We start from the raw sequence: 18,888 nt of genomic DNA on the forward strand, positions 1-18,888 counted from the left end.
ATTAAACTGCCCGGCATGGACCCATCCCGACCGCCTCCCCGTTCGCGCACCATCTATCTGCTGCCGAACCTGTTCACCACCGCCGGCCTGTTCTCCGGTTTCTACGCCATCATCGCCGCCGCCAACGGCCAGTTCGTGCACGCCAGCGTGGCGGTGTTCGTCGCCGCGGTGATGGACGGGCTGGACGGACGGGTGGCGCGGCTGACCGGCACCAGCAGCGAATTCGGCGTGCAGTACGACTCGCTGGCCGACCTGGTCAGCTTCGGCATGGCCCCGGCGCTGGTGATGTACCACTGGTCGCTGTCGGCGCTGAAGTTCGACGGCAGCGTGATGGGCCGGGTCGGCTGGTCGGTGGCGTTCCTGTACGCGGCCTGCGCCGCGCTGCGCCTGGCGCGCTTCAACACCCAGGTCGGCACCGTCGACAAGCGCTGGTTCGTGGGCCTGGCCAGTCCGGCTGCGGCGGGGCTGATGATGGCCTTCGTGTGGGCGTTCGCCGACGGCAACCTGGGCTGGGACGGCGAGCAGCTGCGCTACGTGGCGCTGGGCGTGACCATGGTCGCGGCGCTGCTGATGGTCAGCCGCATCCGTTTCTGGAGCTTCAAGGGCGGCGCCGCCAAAGGCCCGCGTGCCGACCGGGTGCCGTTCCTGATGCTGGTGCTGGCGCCGGTGGTGATCGCGGTGCTGGTCATCGACCTGTCGCGCGCGTTGCTGGCGATCGGCGTGCTGTACGCCCTGTCCGGTCCCTGCTACTGGCTGTGGCGGCGCTGGCGCAAGCTGCCGGACGCGACGTGAGCGAGGCGATGGCCAACGCCGCGCCGCTGTGGTCGGCCGAGCAGCACGGCTGGCTGCAGGCATTGGGCCATACGCTCTATGTCGGGGCCGACGCCGACGTCGGCGCGGTGGTCGCGCAGCCGTCGCTGGCCGAGGAGCGCGATGCCCCTGCCGCCGACGTGGCTGCGCCGGCCAGGGCGTCCGCGCACGCGACACCGGCTCACGCGCCTGCGGAGCCGTCGCCGCGCGGGCGCGCGCCGGCCGCGCCCGCGGACTATCCGGAGCCGCAACGCGCGGCGCCTGCGCCGGCTGCGCGCCGCGCCGGCCTGCGTCTGCCCGATCGGCTGCAGATCGCGTTGTTGCGCGCCTCCGGGCGCAATCCGAACGATCCGGCCACGCAGACGTTGATGGCGACCTGGCCGCTGGCCGAACTGCGCGGCAATGCCGCCGCCAAGCGCGCGCTGTGGCCGCAGCTGCGCGCGCTGCGCAAGCAGGCGCCGCGATGAGCGCGCTGGGCACGGCGTCCTCGCCGGCGGCGGCGACGCTGCGCACGTTGCGCGAGACCGACCTCGACACGGTGATGGAGATCGAGCGCCGCGCCTATCCGTTCCCGTGGACGCGCGGCATCTTCCGCGACTGCCTGCAGGCCGGTTATCCGGGCTGGGTGCTGCTGGAGCAGGGCCAGATCGTCGGCTACGGCGTGATCAGCGTCGCCGCCGACGAGGCGCACATCCTCAACGTCTGCATCGCGCCGGAACGGCAATCGCGCGGCTACGGCCGCCTGCTGCTGCGCGCGCTGATCAAGTACGGCGCCGACCTGGGCGCGCGCCGCGTGTTCCTGGAAGTGCGCCCGTCCAATCCCAGCGCGATCGCGCTGTACCACAGCGAAGGTTTCAACGAGATCGGCCGCCGCCCGCGCTACTACCCGGCGGCGAACGGCCGCGAGGACGCGCTGGTGATGGCGATCGAACTGTTCTTCGAAGGCATGTCGTAACCCGCGACGGCCTGCCGCCGCCGCCACTCTGCGGGCGGTGCGCGCCGTTTCACTTCCGATGATTGGAGCATTTCGGCCTTGGCCGTTTTGCGGCCGGCGGAATGCGGTGGGAGCGACGCCGGGTGATCCAGGGCCATCGGTCGCGATGGACGTGATCGGTGTTGCCAGCCGCGACCGATAGACCCGGTGTCGCCCGCCGTCGCTCTGCCGATGCCTGCCGACGATGCCGCCTGCGACACGGATTTTTCAGCACGTTCGGAATGCATCGCGCATTCGCGCAATGTCGCGACATGTCGTCGGGACAGCGTTGTTGTCCCGCAGCGGGAGCGGATGCGGAAGCGGCATCGCCAGTGGGTTTTGTTAGATGCCTTCCCCATATCGCAGCGTTGGATCCGCACGCGCCGCATTTGTCTCTTCCCAAGCCGAACGCGCTCCCTACAGTGCGCGCCTCTTCGGCGCTGCCTGATTCGATGGCATGAGGCGCAGTTGTCCGAAGGGACAGCGAATGCGCGCGCGTCGCTTGCGTTTTCCGGGCTGCGGAACCGCGCCACGCGTGCGACGACTCCACCCATGCTTACGAGGTTCCAGGATGAAGACACAGTCACTCATCGCATCCCCGCGCACGCTCACCCACGCGATTGCGCTTGCAGTCTGTCTGGCGGGCGCGACCGGCAGCGCCTACGCCGATGCCAGCCTGGAGGTCGCCAGCACCGGGTGGGCGACGCAGAACGGCGGCACCAAGGGCGGCTCCAAGGCCGCGGCGGCCAACGTCTACAGCGTCAGCACCGCCGCGCAGCTGAAGACCGCGCTGAAGGCCAGCGTCGGCAGCAACGGCCGCATCATCAAGATCAGCGGCATCATCGACGTCAGCGAGGGCACGCCGTACAGCACAACCGCGGACATGAAGAGCCGTGCGCGCCTGGACGTCCCCACCAAGACCACGCTGATCGGCGTCGGTTCCAATGCGCAGATCCGCGAAGGCTATCTGTACGTCAAGGCCAACGACGTGATCATCCGCAACCTCACGATCGAGAATCCGTGGGATCCGCAGCCGGTGTGGGATCCGGACGACGGCAGCGCCGGCAACTGGAATTCCGAATACGACGGCCTGACCATCGAAGGCGCCAGCAACGTGTGGGTGGACCATGTCACCTTCACCGACGGGCGCCGCACCGACGACCAGAACGGCACCGCCAACGGCCGCCCCAAGCAGCATCACGACGGCGCGCTGGACGTCAAGAAGGGCGCCAACTACGTGACCATCTCGTACTCGGCGTTCAAGTCGCACGAGAAGAACAACCTGATCGGCTCCAGCGACAGCGCCTCCAGCACCGACAGCGGCAAGCTCAAGGTGACCATCCACAACACGCTGTTCGAGAACATTTCCGCGCGCGCGCCGCGGGTGCGGTTCGGCCAGGTGCACCTGTACAACAACTACCACGTCGGCAGCACCAGCCACGCGGTGTATCCGTTCTCGCATGCGCATGGCGTCGGCAAGGAGTCGAAGATCTTCTCCGAGAACAACGCCTTCGACATCAGCGGGGTCAGCAGCTGCGACAAGATCGCGGCCAACTACGGCGGCAGCGTGTACCGCGATTTCGGCTCGCTGCTCAACGGCAAGGCGCTGACCTGCTCGTGGAACAACAGCATCGGCTGGACCCCGCCGTACACCTATTCGCTGTTGCCGGCGAACCAGGTGGCGAACGACGTCAAGGCCAAGGCGGGCGCCGGCAAGCTCTGAGTGTTGAAGACCGCCGCCCGCGATGCCGGGCGGCGGTCGATTGTCGTCGTTGTGAAATTCCCTCTACAGCCAGCGGCGCACGCGCCGGCAATAACCCGCGTAGTCCGCGCCGAAACGTTCGCGTAATGCCTCTTCTTCGCTCGGAATCTGCACGCGATCGACGTACAGCAGGTAGAGCACCAGGGAAAGACCTGCGGCCGGATGGCCGAGGCACAGTAGCAAGCCCAGCAGTATCAGCGCATGCCCCACGTACATCGGGTTACGCGAATAGCGATGCAGCCCGGATTGCACCAAGGCGCTGGCGCGCTGCGGGTGCAACGGATTGACCGTGGTCCCGGCGCGGCGAAAATGCAGCTTGGGCGCCACGTTGGCGACCGCTCCGGCAACGATCATCGCTGCGCCCAACGGGCGTTGACCCGGCAGCAGCAACGTCGCCGCCGGCCAGGCATGTGCGGCAACCCATGCGCACAGCGCGCCGGCGACCACGATCAGCGGCGGCGGCACGCGCAGCTTCATGCGCTTGGGATTGTCCGCGACTTACAGCTTGGCGCGCTGCTCGCGCAGGCCAGCCAGTTGCGTGGTCCAGTCGGCCAGGCGCGCGCGTTCCTGTTCGACCACCGCCGCCGGTGCGTTCTGCACGAAGGTGGCGTTGCCGAGCTTGCCGTTGCACTTGCCGATCTCCGCGTCCACGCGCTTGATCTCCTTGTCCAGGCGGGTGCGTTCGGCATCCAGGTCGACCAGTCCTTCCAGCGGCACCAGCAGCCGCAGTTCGCCGACGATCGCCGCCGCGGCCGGCGGTGCGTCCTGCGCCGCGTCCAGCCACTGGATCGCCTCCAGCCGCAGCAGGAACTTCAGCTGCGAGGCGCAGCGTTCCACCCGCGCGCGGTCTTCGGCGTGGCCGCCCTGCAGCAGCAGCGGCACCAGCCTGGACGGCGGCACGTTGAGTTCGCTGCGCACCCGACGCAGCGCCGAGACCATGGCCTTGAGCCATTCGATGTCGGCTTCGGCACCGGCGTAGGCGCCCACGTCCAGGTCGCCGGTGCGCGGATACGGCTGCAGCGAGATGGTCGGCGCGGCGATGCCCAGGCGCGGCGCCACCTGCTGCCACAGTTCCTCGGTGACGAACGGGGTCAGCGGGTGCAGCAGGCGCAGCAGCGTCTCCAGCACCTGCAGCAGGGTGTGGCGGGTGCTGTCGGCGGCGACCGCGTCGTCGCCGTTCAAGGCCGGCTTGGTCAGCTCCAGGAACCAGTCGCAGAACTCGTTCCAGGCGAACTCGTACAGCGATTGCGCGAGCAGGTCGAAGCGGTAGGCGGCGTAGTGCGCCTGCGCTTCGGCGGCGACCTTGTCCAGCCGCACCAGGATCCACTTCTCGGCATCGGTGACCGGCGCGTGCTGTGCCGAGTCCCGGGTCCCGAGTCCCGAGTCCCGTCCCTCCGTGTTCATGAGCACGAAGCGGCTGGCGTTCCACAGCTTGTTGCAGAAATTCTTGTAGCCCTCGGCGCGGCCGAGGTCGAACTTGATGTCGCGGCCGTGGCCGGCCAGCGCGGCGATGGTGAAGCGCAAGGCGTCGGCGCCGTGGGCGATGATGCCCTCGGGGAATTCCTTGCGCGTGGCCTTCTCGATCTTCGGGGCGTCCTTGGGCTTCATCAGCCCGGTGGTGCGCTTGGCGACCAGGTCCTCGATGCTGATGCCGTCGATGATGTCCAGCGGATCGAGCACGTTGCCCTTGGACTTGGACATCTTCTGCCCGTCCTTGTCGCGGATCAGGCCGGTGATGTACACGTCGCGGAACGGCACCTGGCCGGTGAAGCTGTCGGTGGCCATGATCATCCGCGCCACCCAGAAGAAGATGATGTCGAAGCCGGTGACCAGCACGCTCGACGGCAGGTAGCGCTCGTAGCCGCGCTCGGCCATCGCCTGCGGATCGGGCCAGCCCATCGTCGAGAACGGCCACAGCTGCGAGGAGAACCAGGTCTCCAGCACGTCGCTGTCCTGGTGCAGGGCGACGTCGGCGCCAAGGCCGTGCTTCGCGCGCGCCTCGGCCTCGTCGCGACCGACGTAGCAAGTGCCGGCGTCGTCGAACCAGGCCGGAATGCGGTGGCCCCACCACAGCTGGCGGCTGATGCACCAGTCCTGGATGTTCTCCATCCAGTGCCGATAGGTGTTGATCCAGTTCGGCGGCACGAACTTGACCTGGCCCGACTCGACCAGTTCCAGGCCGCGTTTGGCCAGCGCGTCCATCTTCACGAACCACTGGTCGGTGAGGTAGGGCTCGATCACCTGGCCGGTGCGGTCGCCGCGCGGCACCTGCAGCTTGTGCGGCTTGGTCTCGACCAGGATGCCGAGGTCTTCCAGGTCGGCCAGCACCGCCTTGCGCGCGTCGTAGCGGTCCAGGCCACGGTACTTCTCCGGCGCGTTGTCGTTGATCGCCGCGGTCGGGGTGAACAGGTTGATCATCGGCAGGCTGTGGCGCACGCCGACCTGGTAATCGTTGAAATCGTGCGCCGGCGTCACCTTGACCACGCCGGTGCCGAACGCGCGGTCCACGTAGTCGTCGCCGATCACCGGCACCTGGCGGCCGGTCAACGGCAGCGTCACCGTCCTGCCGATCAGGTGCGCGTAGCGCGCGTCCTGCGGGTGCACCATCACCGCGGTGTCGCCGAGCAGGGTTTCCGGGCGCGTGGTGGCCACCACCAGGTAGTCGCGGGTCTCGCGCAGGGTCTCGTTGCCGTCGGCGTCGTGCTCGACGTGCTCGTAGCTGGCGCCGTCCTCGAGTTTGTAGGCGATCGACCACAGGAAGCCGTCTTCCTCGACGTTCTCCACTTCCAGGTCGGAGATCGCGGTCTTCAACACCGGGTCCCAATTGACCAGGCGCTGGCCGCGGTAGATCAGGCCCTGCTCGTGCCAGCGCACGAACGCCTCGACCACCGCCGCCGACGGCTGCGGGTCCATGGTGAAGGTGCTGCGCGACCAGTCGCTGGAGGTGCCCAGGCGGCGCATCTGCCGCTCGATGGTGTCGCCCGACTGCGCCTTCCACTCCCACACCTTGGCGATGAAGCCCTCGCGCCCCAGCGAGTCGCGGGTCTCGCCCTTGCCTTCCAGCGCCAGGTTGCGCGACACCACCATCTCGGTGGCGATGCCGGCGTGGTCGCTGCCGACCTGCCACAGCGTGTCGAAGCCGCGCATGCGGTGGTAGCGCACCAGCGCGTCCATCAGCGTCTGCTGGAAGGCGTGGCCCATGTGCAGGGTGCCGGTCACGTTCGGTGGCGGCAGCAGCACCGTGTACGCCTCGCCCTGCCCGGATGGCTTGAAATAGCCGGCCGCCTCCCACTGGGCGTACAGGCGCGATTCGAAGGAGGTGGGGTCGTAGCTGGGGGCGAGGGTGGTCATTGAGGAGCCGGGATTGGGGATTCGTGATTCGGGATTGGTGAAGCGCAGGGACGGGGACTGAGACGTGGCCGATGGAAGTGACGTGGAGACTAATCTCGAATCCCCACTCCCCAATCCCGGCTTCATCACATGTCGTACTTGCTGACCTCGAAGCCCAGCGCCTTGTACTGTTTCCAGCGTTCGCGCAGCGGTTCGCGCGCGGCGGGGTCGGCCGGCACCACTTCCAGCACGCGCTCGCAGGTGCCGCGGTAGGCGTCGTCGCGCAGGTTGATCACCAGCGCGCGCGACGGCGCTTCCACGCCGGGCGGGACGATCAGCACCTGCGCCTCTTCCTCGTCGACATCGGCGCCGGCGATCTGGTGCGGGATGTAGGCGTCGTCGTCGAACGCCCACAGCAACTCGTCCAGTTCCTCGGCCTGCGCCTGGTCGCGCGCCATCACCAGCGTCCACAGGTTGGCGTCGTTGGCCTTGCGCGCCAGTTCGCACACCAGCCGCAGCGGCTCGGTCAGGAAGCGCGGCTTGGCGATCAGGTAGAAATCGGCGCGCATCAGAGCGGGGATTCGTTATTTGGGATTGGGGATTGGCTGACGCAGGTCACGATCGCCGGCGGAAGGTGCGGGACGGGGGAAAAGGGGAGGCGCTTTTCGCGAATCCCCAATCCCGACTCCCGAATCACGCCGCGCCGCCTGCGGCGCGGTCGAGCAACCACTGCGACAACAACCCCACCGGCCGACCGGTGGCCATGCCGCGCTTGCCTTCGTCGCTGGCCACGCCGGCGATGTCCAGGTGCGCCCAGCGCTGGCCCTCGGTGAAGCGCGACAGGAAGCAGCCGGCGGTGATGGCGCCGGCCCAGCGGCCGCCGATGTTGTAGACGTCGGCGAAGCTGGAATCGAGCAGGCCCTGGTATTCGTCCCACAGCGGCAGGCGCCAGGCGCGGTCGAACACGTGCTCGCCGGCGGCCAGCAGTTCGTTGGCCAGGTCGTCGTGCTTGCTCATCAGGCCGGCGGTCTGGTGGCCGAGGGCGACCATGCAGGCGCCGGTCAGGGTGGCCACGTCGATCAGCGCCTCGGGGTTGAAGCGCTCGGCGTAGGTCAGCGCGTCGCACAGGATCAGGCGGCCTTCGGCGTCGGTGTTGCCGACCTCGATGGTCTTGCCGGACATGCTGGTGATCACGTCGGAGGGGCGGTAGGCGTCGCCGTCGATCGCGTTCTCCACCGCCGGCACCACCACCACCAGGTTCAGCGGCAGGCGCGCGGTCGCCGCGGCGACGAAGGTGCCGATGACGTTGGCGCCGCCGCACATGTCGTACTTCATCTCCTCGATGCCGCCCTGGGTCTTCAGGTTGACGCCGCCGGTATCGAAGGTGATGCCCTTGCCGACCAGCACGTAGGGCTTGGCGTCGCCGCCGCCGTGCCACTTCAGCACCAGCAGCCGCGGGCGGTTGGCCGAGCCGCGCGCCACCGCCAGCAGCGAGCCCATGCCCAGTTCCTGCATCTGCGTCTCGTCGAGGATCTCGGCCTCGGCGCCGTCGACGCCGTGGGCGAAGGCGGCCGCGGTCTCGGCCAGGTAGGCCGGGGTGCACAGGTTCGGCGGCAGGTTGCCGAGCTCGCGGGCGAACTTGACGCCGGCGGCGATGGCCTGGCCCTGGGCCAGCGCGGTGGCGTCCTCGCCGAGCACGGCCAGGCTGGCCAGGCCGCTGTCGTCGGGCTTCTTCTTGCCCAGCGTGGCGGTGTAGCGGTAGCAGGCGTGGTCGCTGGCGATCACCGCCTGGCGGATCGCCCAGGCCTGGTCGCGGCCCTTGATCTCCAGCTCGGACAGGGTGAACAGCGCCTTGGCGGACGGCCCGCTCTTCAGCGCGCGCGCCGCGTCGCCGACCGCCTTCAGGTACTGCGGCACGCCGAACTTGGCGGCCTCGCCCAGGCCGACCACCAGCACGCGCGGCGCGGTCACCCCGGGCAGGTCGTGCAGCAGCGCGCTGGCGCCGGTCTTGCCGCTGACGTCGCCGCGGCCGGCCAGGGCCGTCAGGCGTCCGCCGCTGGCCGCATCCAGGGCCTGGGCGGCGGGCGACAGACGCTTGTCGGCGAACATGCCGACGACGATGCAATCGAACGCCGCAGTAGCCGGGGCGTCGTGGTTCAGGGTGAATTCCAGGGCCATTGATCAGATTCCGTTGGCAAATCCGTACAATCGCGGGCTGTTTACGTCCAGCCGGGTTAGGCTGGCTCCGCCGCGAACGAATCCGAGAGTTTAAATCAACCCACCCCCATGCCGAAGCTCGATCGATACCTGCTGCGCGATTTCATCCAGAGCTTCTTGGCGACCCTCATCGTGTTGCTGGTGGTCAGTGTCGGCGGCGTGCTGGTCGACATCCTGGGCAACATCGCCGATGGCCGCATCCCGGCCAAGTTGCTGTTTTCCCAGTTGGGCCTGCAGTTCGTGGTGTATCTGCCGCTGATCCTGCCGCTGGCGCTGATGCTGGGCCTGCTGCTGGCGCTGGCGCGGCTGTACCGCGACTCGGAAATGGCGGTGATCACCGCCATCGGCGTCGGCCCGCGGCGCCTGCTGCGGCCGATCCTGATGCTGGTGGTGCCGGTGGTGGCCCTGGTCGGACTGTGCTCGCTGTGGCTGGGCCCCTGGGCCGACCGCACCTCCGACCGGCTGATCGACGAGGCCAACCGCAGCCTGCTGATGGCCGGGCTGGAGGCCGGGCGCTTCACCCCGCTGTCCGACGGCGGCATCGTCTACATCAGCACCCTGTCCGGCGACGGCACCAAGCTGGGCAAGGTGTTCATGCAGCGGCAGAAGGACGACCGCCTGGACGTGGTCACCGCGCAGCGCGGCGCGATGTTCTTCGAGGGCAAGGCCGACCGCTACCTGCGCCTGGAGGACGGCTACCGCGTGGAAGGGCCGCTGGCCGGCGACGGCATGGACTACCGGCTGATGCGCTACGTCAGCAACGACGTGGCCCTGCCGGACCGCGATGAGGCGCGCAAGGACGACGATCCGGAACTGTTGCCCACCGCCAAGCTGATCGGCGACCCGCGGCCGCAGGCCAATGCGCAGCTGCACGCGCGCATCGCCCCGCCGCTGCTGGCGCTGGCCTTCGCCCTGCTGACCCTGCCGCTGTCGCGCAGTTCGCCGCGGCAGCAGCGCTACGGCCGGATCATGCTGGCGTTCCTGGCCTACCTGGTCGGCACCAACCTGATGTTCATCGGCACCCAGTGGCTGAGCACCGACAAGCTGCCGCGCGCGCTGGGCCTGTGGTGGCTGACCGTGCCGCTGCTGGTGCTGGCGGTGTGGACCTATCTGCGCGACGGCCAGCTGTCGCGGCCGCGGAGGCAGCCGGCATGAGGCTGCGTCCGAACCTGCACGACGTCTACGTCGGCCGCGCCGTGCTCGGCACCGTCCTGCTGACCTGGGCGGTGCTGCTCGGGCTCGACGTGATCATGGCCTTGTCCAACGAATTCAAGGACATCGGCAAGGGCAGCTACAGCCTCGGCCACGCCGTGGCGTTCGTCGCCTACACCGTGCCGCGGCGCGCCTACACCCTGTTCCCGACCGGCGCGGTGATCGGCGTGCTGATGGGCCTGGGGCAGCTGGCGGCCACCTCCGAGCTGACCGCGCTGCGCGCGCTGGGCCTGTCGCGGCCGCGGCTGAGCGTGGCCGCGGCGGCGACGATGCTGCTGCTGACCGTGGCGATGGTGTTCAGCGGCGAGACCCTGGCGCCGTGGGCGCAGAACCAGGCCGACACGATCAAGGCCAACGCCAAGTACAACGGCAACATGAGCATGGCCCGCTACTCCGGGGTGTGGGCGCGCGAGGGCGACACCTTCCTCAACGCGCAGGCCGGCGAGGAACACCTGGAAGGCAGCGGCGGCACCTGGCTGGAGCTGCGCGACGTGCGCCTGTACACGCTGGACCAGGACGGTCGCCTGGCCTCGCTGACCCACGCCACCACCGCCGAGCACCGCAGCAGCGGCTGGACTCTGAAGCAGGCCTACCGCGACACCTTCGCCGAGCGTTCGGTGCAGCGCGAGAAGTTCGACAGCCTGCCGTGGGCCTCGCGGCTGGACGCCGCGGCGCTGGCCTCGGGCCTGGCCAAGCCGCGCAACCTGTCCGCGCACGACCTGCACACCAGCATCGAGTACCGGCGCCGCAACGGCCTGGACGCGCGCGACTACGAGGACCAGTACTGGAGCCGCTGGTTCTATCCGGTCAACGTGCTGGCGCTGTGCTTCGCCGCGATCCCGTTCGCGTTCGGCGCGCTGCGCAGCGGCGGCATGGGCAAGCGCCTGTTCCTGGGCATCCTGTTCGCGCTGGTGTTCTGGCTGCTGCAGCTGTTCTTCGGGCGCATGGCCGGCGCGCTCAAGTTCGACTACCGCATCGCCTACGCGTTGCCGCCGCTGGTGATGCTGACCGTGTCGTGGCTGTTGTTCCGCAAGCGCAGCAGTTGAGTCGATGCGCCGGTTGAGCCTGCTCGGCGTGGGCCTGTGCCTGCTGTATGCAGTGCCGACCGCGTTGTGCGTGTGGGGTGCCCAGGGTGCCGACGACAAAGGGCACTTCGTGTTGCTGCAACTGCCGTTGACCCCGCAGTTGCTGGTGCTGGATGCGCTGGGCGCCGACGCGTGGTTGCGCGGGATGTCCTGGATTGCCGGTTACGCGTTGCTGGTGCCGCCGCTGCTGCTATTGCTGTATTTGGCGGGACATCTGCTGGGGGTGACGTTGCGCCGCATCGCGATACGCCTTGCGCGACCGGGCTGAGCGGAGCGCCTTGCGCCGCAGTGCCATTGACGCGTCAATCGGGTTCGCCGCGTGCCCATCCGCTGCGGTCAGGGCGTTTGCTTCGGAAGTCGCACCAGCTGCGTGCCGCTGGCGCGGTCGTGCCACGTCAACCGGTCGCGATCGAACAGCGCCCACCAGAACCCCAGCCCGCCCAGCAGCAGCGACAGCGTGCCGACCAGGTAGCGCCGCCACAGCGCGCCCCAGCTCGGCGTGCCGCCATCGGCACCATGCAGGCGCAGCCGCCACGGGCGCATGCCCAGGGTCTGGCCGCCGCGGCGCCAGCTCAGCGTCGCGTACAGCCCGGCGGCCAGCCAGCAGCACAGCCACAGCAGCCACTGCAAGGCGCTGAACGGGGCGATGTTCTCGCGCGGCGCGTGGCCTTCGAGCGTGTAGCCGAGGGTGAACAGCGCGGAGATCGCGAACCACAGCGCCAATACCGGCCAGGCATCGTAGAACAGCGCCAGCAGCCGCCACGGCAGCAGCGCGCGCGGACGGGAAGCGGTGGCGGTGGACGCGGCGGTCATCGCCACAGCTTAGCGGCAGCGCCACCAACCCGTCACCGGCTCGCGCCGCCAACGCCTTGTGTCGCGCCAAGTCGGCGCTAGGCTTTTCCCGAATCCCGAATCCCGAATCCCGAATCCCGAGTCCCGAGTCCCAAGTCCCAAGTCCCAAGTCCCAAGTCCCGTAAGCTCTCCCGATGCCCGAACTCCGCACCCCTGCCGAACGCCGCCAGCAGGCGCAACGGCTCGCCCCGCTGCGCGATGCCGATGCCGCCGCGATCCAGCAGTTCCTGGACACGGCCTGGGCCGAGCAGGGCCTGGCGCGGCAGAGCCTGGACAGCTACCGGCGCGACCTGGAGGGCTTCGCGCGCTGGCGCGACGGCGCCGGCGGCGGCCTGCCCGGCGCCGATCGCCAGGCCTTGTTCGACTACCTGGCCTGGCGTGCCCGCATGGGCTATTCGCAGCGCAGCAACGCACGCTGGCTGTCGTCGCTGCGCGCGTTCTTCGCCTTGCGCCTGCGCCGCGGCGAGCGCAGCGACGATCCGACCGCGCTGCTGGACCCGCCCAAGCTGCCGCGCTCCCTGCCCAAGGCCTTGGCCGAGAGCCAGATCGACGCGCTGCTGGCGACCCCGGACGACACCGCCCCGGCCGGCCTGCGCGACCGCGCCATGCTCGAGCTGATGTACGCCGCGGGGCTGCGCGTCAGCGAACTGGTGAACCTGCCGGCGAACGCGGTGAACCTGCGCCAGGGCGTGCTGCGGGTCACCGGCAAGGGCAGCAAGGAACGCCTGGTGCCGCTGGGCGAGGAATCGCAGCACTGGCTGCAGCGCTACCTGGACACGGCGCGGCCGGCGCTGGCGGCGGGGCAGGCGGTGCCGGCCAGCGACGGCACCGTGCCGATGTTCATCGATGCGGCGCGGCGTCCGCTGAGCCGGCAGCAGTTTTGGGGCCTGGTCAAGCGCTATGCGGCGCTGGCCGGCATCGACCCGGTCTCGGTCAGCCCGCACGGCCTGCGCCACAGCTTCGCCACCCACCTGCTCAACCGCGGCGCCGACCTGCGCGCGCTGCAGATGCTGCTCGGGCACAGCTCGCTGTCCACCACCCAGATCTACACCCTGGTGGCGCGCGAACACCTGCAGAAACTGCACAGCAAGCACCATCCGCGCGGCTGAGGCGCCCCGGCGGTGCCCGCGTCCGCTTGCGCTTGCCGCGTCCAGGGCCGGCTCAGCCTGTCTACATGGAGCGGACCAATCGGTATGCGACAATCCAGCCGATTCGCAGCCCTCATGGATAGCCAATGCTCCGTTTTGCTCTTTTTGCGCTGCTGGGCGCCACGTCCCTTTCCGCCTGCGCGCAGCCGGCTTCGCCTACCGGTGCCGGCGCCGCCCCGGCCAAGCCGGCCGCCGCTCCCGCCGGCACCCCGGGCGACCAGCGCGTGCGTGCGGCGCTGCTGCAGCTGGATCCGAACTTCAAGCCCGACTTCATCGGCGCCGCGCCGTTCCCGGGTTTCCGCGAAGTGGTGGTTGGCGGGCAGGTGCTGTACGTGTCCGACGATGGCCGCTACCTGTTCCAGGCGCAGCCGTTCGACATCCAGGAAAGGCAGTTCGCCTCCAGCGAGGGCCTGCTGAACTACCGCCGCAAGCTGCTGGAGTCCGCGCCGCGCACCGAGCGCATCGTGTTCGCCCCGGCCAACCCGAAGTACACCATCAGCGTGTTCACCGACATCGAGTGCGGCTACTGCCGCAAGCTGCATAGCCAGATCGCCGAGCTCAACAAGCAGGGCATCGCGGTGGAGTACCTGGCGTTCCCGCGCATGGGCCTGGGCAGCCAGGACTACAAGGACATGGTCGCGGTGTGGTGTGCGGCCGACAAGAAGAAGGCGCTGACCGAGGCCAAGGCCAACGGCAAGGTGCCGAGCGCGGCCAACTGCAAGAACCCAGTGACCATGCAGTACAACCTGGGCCAGCGCCTGGGCGTCAACGGCACCCCGGCGATCTTCGCTCCGGACGGCACCCAGCTCGGCGGCTACCTGCCGCCGGCGCAGCTGCGCGAGGCGCTGGACAAGCGTGCGGCCGAGGCGGGTCGGGCGGGAGGCGGTCGCTAAGCGGCCGGGATTGGGCCTTCGGGATTGGGGATTCGCAAACGCGCGTCCCCGGCATGTGAGCGTTGCCGCGGGCGTTCGTGTCGTGTGCGTTAGTTATTGATTTTCTGGGAATTTCCCCGGCCGCCGAAAACAGCTTTTGCGAGTCCCGAGTCCCCGGTCCCGAGTCCCGGCTACACTACGCAGCCCGTTTACCTCACACGGTTCCCCGGACATGATCGTCCTCGAGGGCGCTTCCGCCCTTTCGCCGTTCCGTCGCGCTCGGCTCGAAACCCGCCTGCAATCCGTCGTTCCCGGTCTGCGCATCGCCGGCGCCTGGCACGTCTACTTCATCGACAGCGACGCCGACGGCGCGGTGGATACCGCCGCCGCGCAGCGCATCCTGCAGGCGCAGGACGCGCCGATCGCGGCCGAGGCCGGCACCTGCTCGCGCTACGTGGTGCCGCGGCTGGGCACGCGCTCGCCGTGGTCGAGCAAGGCCACCGAGCTGGTGCGCGGCGCCGGCCTGGCGATTCGCCGCGTGGAGCGCGGCACCCGCCTGGACCTGGCCGGCTGGCCGGACGACGCCAGCCAGCAGGCGGCGCTGGCCAAGCTGCTGCACGACCCGATGACCCAGTCGCTGCTGGACGGCGCGGCGCAGGCGCAGGCGCTGTTCCAGGCGCCGGCGCGCGGCGACGTCGAGCGCATCGCGCTGGACCAGCTGGAAGCGGCCAACGCGCGGCTGGGCCTGGCCCTGGCGCAGGACGAGATCGACTACCTGCGCCAGCGCTTCGGCGAGCTCGGCCGCGATCCGGCCGACGTCGAGCTGATGATGTTCGCGCAGGCCAATTCCGAGCACTGCCGGCACAAAATCTTCAACGCCAGCTGGAGCATCGACGGCAAGGAGCAGGACCGCTCGCTGTTCCGGATGATCAAGCACACCCACCAGCATACCCCGCAGCACACGCTCAGCGCGTACAGCGACAATGCGGCGGTGGTGGAAGGGCATCCGGCCGCGCGTTACCGCCCGGACCCGGCCAGCGGCGAATACCGCAGCGAGGCGGTGACGCCGTCGGCGTTCTGCATCAAGGTCGAGACCCACAACCACCCGACCGCGATCGCGCCGTTCCCGGGCGCCTCCACCGGCGCCGGCGGCGAGATCCGCGACGAGGGCGCCACCGGCCGCGGCGGCAAGCCCAAGGCCGGGCTGACCGGCTTCAGCGTCTCGCACCTGCGCATCCCGACCCTACCGCAGCCGTGGGAGGGCGAGCGCCCGTTGAACCCGCGCATGGCCCCGGCGCTGGAGATCATGCTCGAGGCCCCGCTCGGCGGCGCCGCGTTCAACAACGAATTCGGCCGGCCCAACCTGCTCGGCTATTTCCGCAGCTTCGAGCTGCCCGAGGCGCAGGACCTGACCCGCGCCTACGACAAGCCGATCATGCTCGCCGGCGGCCTCGGCGCGATCGACCGCATCCAGGTCGAGAAGATCCGCCTGCAGCCGGGCGATGCGGTGATCGTGCTCGGCGGCCCGGCGATGCTGATCGGCCTGGGCGGCGGCGCGGCCAGTTCGGTGGCCTCCGGCGACAGCGCCGAGGACCTGGATTTCGCCAGCGTGCAGCGCGACAACCCGGAGATGGAGCGGCGCGTGCAGGAGGTCATCGACCGCTGCGTGGCGCTGGGCGCGGACAACCCGATCCGCTGGTTCCACGACGTCGGCGCCGGCGGCCTGTCCAACGCCATTCCCGAGTTGCTGCACGACTCGGGCGTGGGCGGCATCGTCGACCTGGACCGCGTGCCCAGCGACGACCCGTCGCTGTCGCCGATGCAGCTGTGGTGCAACGAATCGCAGGAACGCTACGTGCTCGGCGTGCCGCAGGCGCGCCTGGCCGAATTCGCCGCGATCTGCGAACGCGAGCGCTGTCCGTTCGCCGCGGTCGGCGTGGCCACCGCCGAGGAACGGCTCATCGTGGGCTATGGCGTCCTCGGCGGCGGGAATGGGGAATCGGGAATCGGGAATGGTGAAAAGCCAGCCCATCCCGCTTCTTCCCATTCCCCATTCCCCATTCCCCATTCCCAGCATCCAATCGACCTGCCGATGGACGTGCTGTTCGGCAAGCCGCCGAAGATGCACCGCGATGCGCGGCAGCCGCCGGCGCCGCGTTGGCCGGAGCTGGATACCGACACGCTGGACCTGCGCGAGGCCGGGTTGCGCGTGCTGGCGCATCCGGCGGTGGCGGCGAAGAGTTTCCTGGTCACGATCGGCGACCGCAGTGTCGGCGGCCTGACCGCGCGCGAGCAGATGATCGGTCCGTGGCAGCTGCCGCTGGCCGATTGCGCGATCACCCTGGCCGGGTTCGATACCTATGCCGGCGAAGCGATGGCGATCGGCGAACGCACCCCGCTGGCGCTGCTCGATGCCGCCGCGGCGGCGCGCATGGCGGTCGGCGAGGCGATCACCAACCTGTGCGCCGCGCCGGTCGAGGCGCTGGACCAGGTCAAGCTGTCGGCGAACTGGATGGCCGCGGCCAACCACGCCGGCGAGGACGCGCGGCTGTACGCCGCAGTCAAGGCGGTGGGCATGGAACTGTGCCCGCAGCTGGACCTGAGCATTCCGGTCGGCAAGGATTCGTTGTCGATGCAGGCGCAGTGGGCAGTAGCCGGGATTCGGGATGGTCAGCCTGCGGCTGCCGAAGAGCGAGCGGCATTGGGGATTGGTGGAAGCGGGTCGACGGGCACGGACAGTGCTGTTGCCAATCCCGAATCCCCACTCCCCAATCCCGGCTCCACCGCCACCCACAAGTCGGTATCGCCCGTCTCCCTCATCGTCTCCGCGTTCGCCCCGGTAGCCGACGCGCGCGCGCAGCTGACGCCGTTGCTGGCGCGTGAGGCGGAGAGCGAGCTGTGGCTGATCGGGCTGGGCGGCGGCAAGCAGCGCCTGGGCGGGTCGGTGCTGGCGCAGGTGCATGCCGAGGGCGGCTTGCCGGCATTCGGCGGCGCGGTGCCGGACCTGGACGATGCGCAGCGCCTGCGCGCGTTCTTCGAACTGATCCGCGATGCGCGCGAGTCCGGCTTGCTGCTGGCCTACCACGACCGCAGCGACGGCGGCGCCTTCGCCACCCTGTGCGAGATGGCGTTCGCCTCGCGCCAGGGCCTGGAGATCAACCTCGATGCCTGGGGCGACGATCCGTTCCGCAGCCTGTTCAACGAGGAACTGGGCGCGGTGGTGCAGGTCGCCAACGAGGACCGCGCCGCGTTCGCCGATCTGATCGAGCGGCATGCGCTGACCGAGTGCGCGCAGCGCATCGCCCGTCCCAGCACCGCCGCGGTGGTGCGCGTGGGCCTGGCCGGCAAGACCCTGGTCGAGTGGCGCTGGGAAGAGCTGTTCGATGCGTGGTGGTCGGTGAGCCACGCCATGCAGAAGCTGCGCGACAACCCCGACAGCGCCGACGAGGAGCGCGCGGTGGCGCGCGATTTCGCCGCGCCCGGCCTGAGGCCGAAGCTGGCGTTCGACCCGGCCGAGGATGTGGGAGCGCCGTTCGTCGCCAGCGGGCAGCGGCCCAAGGTGGCGATCCTGCGCGAGCAGGGCGTCAACGGCCAGATCGAGATGGCCAACGCGTTCGAGCAGGCAGGCTTCCGCGCCTTCGACGTGCACATGAGCGACCTGATCGCCGGCCGCGTGGACCTGGCCGAGTTCGTCGGGCTGGCGGCCTGCGGCGGCTTCAGCTACGGCGACGTGCTCGGCGCCGGCCGCGGCTGGGCCACCTCGATCCTGGAGCGGCCCGCGCTGCGCGACGCGTTCGCGGCGTTCTTCGCGCGTGCGGACACGTTCGCGCTGGGCGTGTGCAACGGCTGCCAGATGCTCAGCCAGCTCAAGGACATCATTCCCGGCGCCGAACACTGGCCGCGTTTCCTGCGCAACCGCAGCGAGCAGTTCGAGGCGCGTACCAGCCTGCTGGAAGTGGTGGAGTCGCCGTCGATCTTCCTGCGCGGCATGGCCGGCTCGCGGATCCCGGTGGCGGTGGCGCATGGCGAAGGCCGCGCCGAGTTCGACAATGCCGTGGACCAGGCCGCCGCGCGCGTGGCGCTGCGTTTCGTCGACGGCAACGGCGAGGTCGCACAGCGCTATCCGCTGAACCCGAACGGCTCGCCCGACGGCATCACCGGCCTGACCAGCGACGACGGCCGGGTGACGATCCTGATGCCGCATCCCGAGCGCACCCCGCGCGCGCTCAACCTCAGCTGGCATCCCGAGGGCTGGGTGGACGCTTCGCCGTGGCTGCGCATGTTCCGCAACGCGCGGGTGTGGGTGGGCTGAGAGCGCCCACCTGCCGCGTCCGCCGTCGGCGGGCGCGGCGGCATGGTGCAGGCGAGCACGTCCTGCGCCGGCCCGGCGCAGAAGGGCTATGCACTCAGCGGCTGTTCCTTCTCCCACCGGGAGCAGGTGGCCCGCAGGGCCGGATGAGGGTACGTGCGCAAGCCTCGTGCGCCCAAGTCCACGAGCCGCTTCGCGCCGTACCCTCACCCCAACCCCTCTCCCGGTGGGAGAGGGGCTAAAGCACACCGCGCCGTTCCCTTCTCCCCTCGGGACCATGGCCCCCTTTTCGGGGGAAGGTGCCCCGCAGGGGCGGAT

General features: G+C 69.6%; 15 protein-coding genes. 10 read left to right on the top strand and 5 right to left on the bottom strand.

The features are described from left to right. Nucleotides 1-15 precede the first annotated feature (15 nt). From pssA to JR064_RS14325, 4 genes are all read left to right on the top strand, one after another. Nucleotides 16-792 (top strand): CDP-diacylglycerol--serine O-phosphatidyltransferase, encoded by a 777-nt coding sequence (gene pssA / locus JR064_RS14310; protein WP_206230164.1) that lies wholly within the window; start codon nt 16-18, stop codon nt 790-792. 8 nt (nt 793-800) lie between these two features. After that, the gene (locus JR064_RS14315; protein WP_206230174.1) at nt 801-1,277 is read left to right on the top strand and encodes an alanine acetyltransferase; all 477 of its coding nucleotides are present in this window, start codon (nt 801-803) and stop codon (nt 1,275-1,277) included. Beyond that, complete coding sequence (gene rimI / locus JR064_RS14320) at nt 1,274-1,765, top strand: ribosomal protein S18-alanine N-acetyltransferase (RefSeq protein ID WP_179568555.1); 492 nt, start codon at nt 1,274-1,276, stop codon at nt 1,763-1,765. Before JR064_RS14315 ends, rimI begins: the two co-directional genes overlap by 4 nt. A gap of 589 nt (nt 1,766-2,354) precedes the next feature. Next, a complete protein-coding gene (locus JR064_RS14325) occupies nt 2,355-3,506 on the top strand; it encodes a pectate lyase family protein (RefSeq protein WP_225209903.1) in 1,152 nt (383 codons plus the stop codon). Between the two features lie 63 nt (nt 3,507-3,569). On the opposite strand, the gene JR064_RS14330 is transcribed toward JR064_RS14325, so the two are convergent. The 4 genes from JR064_RS14330 to JR064_RS14345 all read right to left on the bottom strand — a co-directional run bounded on the left by JR064_RS14330 (nt 3,570) and on the right by JR064_RS14345 (nt 9,053). Next, on the bottom strand, nt 3,570-4,022 hold the full coding sequence (locus JR064_RS14330; protein ID WP_191825437.1) for a methyltransferase family protein: 453 nt from the start codon (nt 4,020-4,022) through the stop codon (nt 3,570-3,572). Nucleotides 4,023-4,043: 21 nt separating this feature from the next. Next, nucleotides 4,044-6,896 (bottom strand): valine--tRNA ligase, encoded by a 2,853-nt coding sequence (locus JR064_RS14335; protein WP_206230165.1) that lies wholly within the window; start codon nt 6,894-6,896, stop codon nt 4,044-4,046. Nucleotides 6,897-7,021: 125 nt separating this feature from the next. After that, nucleotides 7,022-7,447 carry a DNA polymerase III subunit chi gene (locus JR064_RS14340; protein WP_206230175.1) on the bottom strand — a complete coding sequence of 142 codons (426 nt, stop codon included), beginning with the start codon at nt 7,445-7,447 and terminating at the stop codon, nt 7,022-7,024. A gap of 121 nt (nt 7,448-7,568) precedes the next feature. Next, nucleotides 7,569-9,053, bottom strand: coding sequence for a leucyl aminopeptidase (locus JR064_RS14345; RefSeq protein ID WP_179568543.1), 1,485 nt, complete (start codon nt 9,051-9,053; stop codon nt 7,569-7,571). A 108-nt stretch (nt 9,054-9,161) separates the two neighbouring features. On the opposite strand from JR064_RS14345, the gene lptF reads away from it, so the two are divergent. Genes lptF through JR064_RS14360 form a run of 3 tightly spaced genes read left to right on the top strand, consistent with a single transcriptional unit; the run spans nt 9,162 to nt 11,657 of the window. Beyond that, nucleotides 9,162-10,247, top strand: coding sequence for an LPS export ABC transporter permease LptF (lptF, locus tag JR064_RS14350; RefSeq protein WP_191825440.1), 1,086 nt, complete (start codon nt 9,162-9,164; stop codon nt 10,245-10,247). Further along, nucleotides 10,244-11,350 (top strand): LPS export ABC transporter permease LptG, encoded by a 1,107-nt coding sequence (gene lptG / locus JR064_RS14355; protein WP_206230166.1) that lies wholly within the window; start codon nt 10,244-10,246, stop codon nt 11,348-11,350. Before lptF ends, lptG begins: the two co-directional genes overlap by 4 nt. Before the next feature lie 4 nt (nt 11,351-11,354). Then, nucleotides 11,355-11,657 (top strand): hypothetical protein, encoded by a 303-nt coding sequence (locus tag JR064_RS14360; RefSeq protein ID WP_206230167.1) that lies wholly within the window; start codon nt 11,355-11,357, stop codon nt 11,655-11,657. Between the two features lie 68 nt (nt 11,658-11,725). Here JR064_RS14360 and JR064_RS14365 read toward each other — a convergent pair whose 3' ends face one another. Further along, the gene (locus JR064_RS14365; protein WP_206230168.1) at nt 11,726-12,202 is read right to left on the bottom strand and encodes an RDD family protein; all 477 of its coding nucleotides are present in this window, start codon (nt 12,200-12,202) and stop codon (nt 11,726-11,728) included. Between the two features lie 173 nt (nt 12,203-12,375). Here JR064_RS14365 and xerD point away from each other — a divergent pair, with 173 nt between their 5' ends. The 3 genes from xerD to purL all read left to right on the top strand — a co-directional run bounded on the left by xerD (nt 12,376) and on the right by purL (nt 18,573). Beyond that, entirely contained in the window at nt 12,376-13,350 is a 975-nt protein-coding gene (gene xerD / locus JR064_RS14370; protein WP_206230169.1) for a site-specific tyrosine recombinase XerD, read from the top strand. Between the two features lie 125 nt (nt 13,351-13,475). Further along, the gene (locus tag JR064_RS14375) at nt 13,476-14,282 is read left to right on the top strand and encodes a DsbC family protein (RefSeq protein WP_191825443.1); all 807 of its coding nucleotides are present in this window, start codon (nt 13,476-13,478) and stop codon (nt 14,280-14,282) included. Nucleotides 14,283-14,493: 211 nt separating this feature from the next. Then, nucleotides 14,494-18,573: a phosphoribosylformylglycinamidine synthase gene (gene purL, locus JR064_RS14380; RefSeq protein ID WP_206230170.1), complete on the top strand. Its 4,080-nt coding sequence runs from the start codon at nt 14,494-14,496 to the stop codon at nt 18,571-18,573. The last annotated feature ends 315 nt before the right edge of the window (nt 18,574-18,888 follow it).

Origin of the sequence: Xanthomonas bonasiae (genome assembly GCF_017163705.1) — a bacterium.
Classification (GTDB): Bacteria; Pseudomonadota; Gammaproteobacteria; order Xanthomonadales; family Xanthomonadaceae; genus Xanthomonas_A; species Xanthomonas_A bonasiae.